General features: G+C 56.8%; 5 protein-coding genes. 3 read left to right on the top strand and 2 right to left on the bottom strand.

Annotated features, from left to right (window positions below; translation table 11 throughout):
• Positions 1-858: aminotransferase class V-fold PLP-dependent enzyme (locus tag BA066_06780; protein ID RDD52986.1), on the bottom strand; the 858-nt coding region annotated here is incomplete at its 3' end.
• Entirely contained in the window at positions 855-2,222 is a 1,368-nt protein-coding gene (locus tag BA066_06785) for an aminomethyl-transferring glycine dehydrogenase subunit GcvPA (protein ID RDD52987.1), read from the bottom strand. The genes BA066_06780 and BA066_06785, both read right to left, overlap by 4 nt.
• 353 nt (positions 2,223-2,575) lie before the next feature.
• On the opposite strand from BA066_06785, the gene BA066_06790 reads away from it, so the two are divergent.
• The 3 genes from BA066_06790 to BA066_06800 all read left to right on the top strand — a co-directional run.
• Entirely contained in the window at positions 2,576-2,737 is a 162-nt protein-coding gene (locus tag BA066_06790; protein RDD52988.1) for a ribbon-helix-helix protein, CopG family, read from the top strand.
• The gene (ftsZ, locus tag BA066_06795; protein RDD52989.1) at positions 2,737-3,996 is read left to right on the top strand and encodes a cell division protein FtsZ; all 1,260 of its coding nucleotides are present in this window, start codon (positions 2,737-2,739) and stop codon (positions 3,994-3,996) included. Before BA066_06790 ends, ftsZ begins: the two co-directional genes overlap by 1 nt.
• Positions 3,997-4,042: 46 nt before the next feature.
• A partial coding sequence (locus tag BA066_06800) for a hypothetical protein (protein ID RDD52990.1) occupies positions 4,043-4,791 on the top strand: 749 nt, incomplete at its 3' end.

A 4,791-nucleotide genomic window follows, 5' to 3' on the forward strand; every position in this document is an offset into this window, starting at 1 on the left:
GGTCTTGTGTATGTTGAGGTGAGCGATATCGACCCCCATGTCGGAGAGCCTGACCCACCCCATTATCGCGTTCAGGTTAGCCCCATCGTAGTAGAGGTAGCTTCCGTTTGCATGCAGAAGCTCGGCCACCTCGAGTATCCTGTCCTCGAATATCCCCAATGTGTTCGGGTTCGTTATCATCATTCCAGCGGTCCTCTCGGAGATGGCAGCCCTCAGGGCGTTCATATCCAGAGTCCCATCATCAGCAGGCGGTACTCTGACGATCCTGAATCCTGCCATGGCTGCGCTAGCGAAGTTAGAACCGTGAGCGGTCTCGGGTATCACCATCTCGTCCCTCCTCTCCCCGAGGTCGGCCAACCTCCTCCTGATCATCAGCGCCCCAACGAACTCCCCCTGAGCACCGGCTGCCGGCTGGAGCGTGTAGCTGGAAAGCCCAGTTATGGATGAGAGCATCTCCTGAAGCTCATGGAGGATCCTGAGGATACCCTGGGCCAGCTCCTCTGGGGCGTAGGGGTGAAGGTCCCTGAGGGAGGGATGATCAGCCACCCTCATGACCAGCTTCGGCGTGTACTTCATCGTGCATGATCCGAGCCAGTAGGGACCGCTGTCTACCCCATAATTCATCTGAGCCAGCCTGTTGAAATGCCTGGCCACCTCAGGCTCGCTCAGTCCGGGGATCCTCAGCTCCCTCCTGATCAGCTTCTCCGGGATTAGGTCCTCAAGCCTACCGACGGCCGCCATCACCTCCTCCTCGGGCTCCGCTATCCTCACCCCTCCCTCCCCGATAACCCCCAGCTCGAAGGGGGTTGGCTCCAGCACGCCATCCCCGGAGAACCACCTAGCTTGTGAGAAGCTCATCCGACCACCTCCCTCATCAAATCAACAAGTTCGTCTATCTCCGCCTTCCCATGCTTCTCAGTCGTTGAGAAGAGGGCTATGTTCCTCCCCATATCCATCTCCGGGAAGAGCCTCGCCACTACGAAGCCCCCGAGTATGCCTCTAGAGAGTAGGTGGGAGTTCACCCTCTCCCAGGGCACTGATGAGCTGACTGCCATCTCTTTGAACGCCTTCCCCCTGAAGGGAACGCTGAAACCATTCAGCTCGGATATCCTCATCCTGAGATAGGCCGTGTTGTAAAGTATCTTCTCGGCGAGCTTCCTGAGACCTTCAGGCCCCAGGAGGGTCATGTAGATAGCAGCCCTTATGGCCATGAGTGAGGAGCTCGTTGTTATGTTCGAGGTGGCCTCCTCCTTCCTTATGTGCTGCTCCCTGGTCTGGAGGACCATGCAATATCCCCTGTAGAGACCGTCCTGCGTTCTCGTCATTCCTATGATCCTCCCTGGAAGCTGCCTGATGAACCTCATGTCCATCCTCACCGCGAATATCCCCAGGGAGGGACCTCCGAAGCACATCGGACTCCCGAGGTGCTGCCCCTCCCCTATCACCAGGTCGGCGCCCAGCTCCCCTGGGGGTTTTATCAAGGCTGCTAGCAGGGGATCGATGCCAACTGCAGCTATCGCATTCTTGGAGTGAGCTATCTCAAAGACTTCCTCAGCTTCCTCCTCAATCAGGCCGTAGAAGTTTGGCATCTCTATGTAGACCATCGCGGTGGACTCATCCACCAGGGATCGAAGGCCCTCGAGGGAGACCAGCCCACTCTCCGGATCCATGGGGGCCTCCAAGATCTCAGCGTCCAGAGGATCCAGATAGGTCCTCAGGATCATCTTCCTCTCCGGGTTCACGTTGAAGGCCACCACGACCTTTCTCCTCCTAGTGACCCTCATGGAGAACCTCCCCGCCTCACCCAGCGCAGATCCGTAGTCGTAGAGCGAAGCGTTGACGACGTCCATCCCCAGCAGCTCCGCCATAAGGGATTGGTACTCGAAGAGGGCCTGAAGCACCCCCTGGGAGATCTCCGGCTGATAGGGGGTGTAAGATGTGTAGAACTCCTGCCTCGATGCGATCTCATCCACCAGGGGTGGTACGTAGTGATCGGCCATGCCCCCTCCGGTGAAGGTGAGCCTGGGCGGACCTGGGAGGATCGAGTTCACCAGTCGCTCGAGCTCCACGTGATCCATGCCCTCGCCTATATCCGGGGGATCCTTCAGCAGTATCTTATCCGGGACGTCCGCGTAGAGCTCCCTCAGGTCCCTCATCCCGAGGAGATCCAGAATTGTCCTGATGAAGCGGTCCCTCGAGTTGGGGGATAGGTGCGAAATCATCGCTGGACTCAGGTGTCATAAAATATATCCTTACCTCTCCATTATCATAGGCCGAGATGCGATACGCCCGAGTTGAAACATTCCATCGTTTATCAGAAAGCGATTACCATGATGAGGTCAAACACCATAATCTCCGGCTATCAGGGCCGGAGGAGGAACCTCAGCTCATCATCGATCCTCGGGATCAATGGAGGAGGAATAGTTTCACTGAAACTTTCACTTGTAACTCGCGAAGGTGACAATCATTTATAAATGAGGGAGACTCTCCGTAATCCCTCCCGGGATATGATAAAGGGTCCGGTCCGGATTCGAGAGTTAAATAAGCCCACCGCCCGCCAAGGGCCGGTGATCTCATGGTCGTGGTCTCGTTTCACATACCCAACTCCCTGATGAGGGAGCTCGAGAGGCTCGTGGAGGAGGTGGGCTTCACGAGCAAGAGCGAGGCCATCAGGGAGGCTATAAGGCTTCTGATAAGGGAGTACAAGAAGAAAAGCTCGGGAGGTGTCGCTTATTGATGTTTCCAGAGGAGACCAGCCCATCACCTGCCAAGGAGATGCTTGAACTCTTCAAAAAGATCTTCGATAATGCTGCGATCCCTCAGGGGAGGCAGAAAGAGCCCGGACCGAGGGGCTCGGGCTACGTTGGCCCGAGATCTGAATCGATAAGCTCGGATGAGTTCCTCAGGACAAGACCCACCGAGGAGTACGCTGACGAGGATGAAGAGGATTCTACTGGGAACCTGGTCATAGTGGGCGTGGGCGGCTGCGGTTCCAACACGATCGACAACATAGCCAAGCTGGGGATAAGGGGAATAAAGCTCGTGGCCATAAACACGGATAAGGTGCATCTCGACGGGATAAACGCGCCTTACAAGGTCCTGATAGGAGAGAGCATAACCCATGGGCTTGGGGCCGGTGGCAGGCCGGAGGTCGCGAGGGCATGCGCCGAGCAGGATGCCCACAAGATCTCTGATGCCCTGGGGAACAGGCCGGACCTAGTTTTCATAGCCGCGGGCATGGGAGGGGGTACCGGGACCGGGGCCGCGCCAGTCGTGGCGAAGATAGCTAAGGACAAGGGGGCCAAGATAATAGCTTTCGTCACGCTCCCGTTCAGGACGGAGGGAAGACACAAGTACAAGCTGGCTCAGGAGGGGATAAGGCAGCTCAGGAAGTGGGCGGACACCGTGGTGCTAATATCTAACGATAAGCTCCTCAAACTGGCCGGAGACAGGCCCTTGGATGAGGCTTTCATGATAGCAGACATGACGCTGGCCGTCATGGTGAAGGGGATAGCTGAGATAATAAGGAAGAGGACCATGGTGAACGTGGACCTGAACGACATAAGAACGCTCATGTCCGTCGGCGGAGTGGCTGCTGTGGGCATAGGGGAGTCCTCGGACCCGAAGAGAAGGGGAGAGGAAGCCGTTAAGATGGCCCTCAGGAACCAGCTGATAGAGATCTCCCCTGAGGGGGCCAGAGGGGCCTTGGTCGTTGTCTACGGTGGGAAGAACCTGAGGCTGACTGAGGTCCACCAGATAACGGAGATAGTGGCTTCGAAGATGTCAAGCGATGCTATAATAAAGATAGGAGCGGACATAGACGAGTCCCTAGGTGATAGCGTCAGGGTGATCCTCCTGCTGACGGGGATAAGATCGCCGGACATGCTGGGCCCTGATGTTCCCCTGAGGACGGAGCCCATAACGGTGTCCGTGGACGGGAAGTACGATCCTGTGGAGGCCCTCGAGGACGTGCTCGGCAGCCCCTATGTTATCTAAAAGTTTTGTGAGAAATGCGAAATTACAGTAATTTTTATTGAATTGATTGAGCGCTGCTCAGTGTGAGCCGCTGAGGCACTTCCCCTATCCTGAGCCCAGGGAGGGTCAGCTGGAGCTCATAGCGAGCATACTGAGGGCGATTGACAGGGGAGGAATAAGCGTAATAGAGGCACCCAGCGGTCTGGGGAAGACCGCAAGCGTCCTGACAGCGATAAGCTGCCTCTCGGAGTCCAGGGGGGCCAAGTTCATCTACGCGGTGAGGACCCACAGCCAGGTCAGCAGGGTCATGGAGGAGTGCGGTAGATTCAGTAAGGTCAGGATCGCGGCCCTAAGGGGAAAGGGGGAGCTCTGCATCAATTGGAGAGTGAGGAGGATCAAGAATAATGATCTGATGGCTGAGGCCTGCAGGGAGCTGAGGAGGAGATCGGCATGCCCATATTACAGGCCCGAGAGGGCTGAGGGATCACGTTGCTACGATCCCCTGGGCTCGAACTCGGGTCGCTGTCCCTACTACGAGTCCCTGGCCACGATAAGGGAGGGAGATTATGATGCGGTGGTGCTCTGCTATCCCTACCTCTTCGACCCCGAGCTGGAGCTCCCCCTGGGCCTCTCAGAGTCCGAGCTCTACCTGATAATAGATGAAGCCCACAACCTGAGGAGGTACTGGATCTCCAGGAGGTTAGCTGTCATCGAGCTTGATGACCACGATTTCCCCCTCACCATCTGGTTGGGTGATCTGATCAGATCAATGAGGGAGGCGGGCATCCCCTACCTCGAGCTCCCGAGGGATTACAT

The sequence above is a fragment of the Candidatus Korarchaeota archaeon NZ13-K genome, from assembly GCA_003344655.1.
Lineage (GTDB): Archaea > Korarchaeota > Korarchaeia > Korarchaeales > Korarchaeaceae > Korarchaeum.